The sequence below is a fragment of the Serratia sp. ASV30 genome, assembly GCF_016428815.1.
Lineage (GTDB): Bacteria > Pseudomonadota > Gammaproteobacteria > Enterobacterales > Enterobacteriaceae > Chania > Chania fonticola_C.
This window is the reverse complement of sequence record NZ_JAELTL010000206.1, coordinates 1-435: the sequence shown is the minus strand read 5'-3', so window position 1 is coordinate 435 and position 435 is coordinate 1. Positions and strand designations below refer to the sequence as shown.

The following is a 435-nucleotide window of genomic DNA, read 5'->3' as shown; positions in this document are numbered from 1 at the left end:
GTTGATAGTTTTAGTGCAGACCAAAGAACTATGTCAGCAGGGTTCAATTTAACTGCGTTTCTAGCTGATGGAGTTAATGAAATTGAATTATTAGCTGGTCCTAGGAATCCGAAAGATCCTCAAACTCTATATAAGGACTCCTCTTGTGAGGTTATTGTTAGCAAAGATAGCAAGGACTCCAGCATTGAAATTGCGCGAATTAAATTAAGTGTTAATGAGAAAGGTAAAATATCAGCTAATGAATCAACTCATTACAATGGTGGTGCTTTTAACTCAAAAATTATTGAAGGTTATACTTCAAGCGAAGATGATTATGGGCTATATAAAGCTAAAAGTACACTCATGCTAAATGGTTTGCCAAAGTGGAGCTGGGTCAAAGCTACACCTGTCTCTTATACACATCTCCGAGCCCACGAGACAGGAGGTATCATCTCC

The 435-nt window shown here is 38.2% G+C and carries 1 pseudogene; it reads left to right on the top strand.

Annotation, left to right across the window (positions count from 1 at the left end):
• Positions 1–435 (top strand): annotated as a pseudogene (locus tag JHD74_RS26105) (IdsF); the annotation flags it as partial.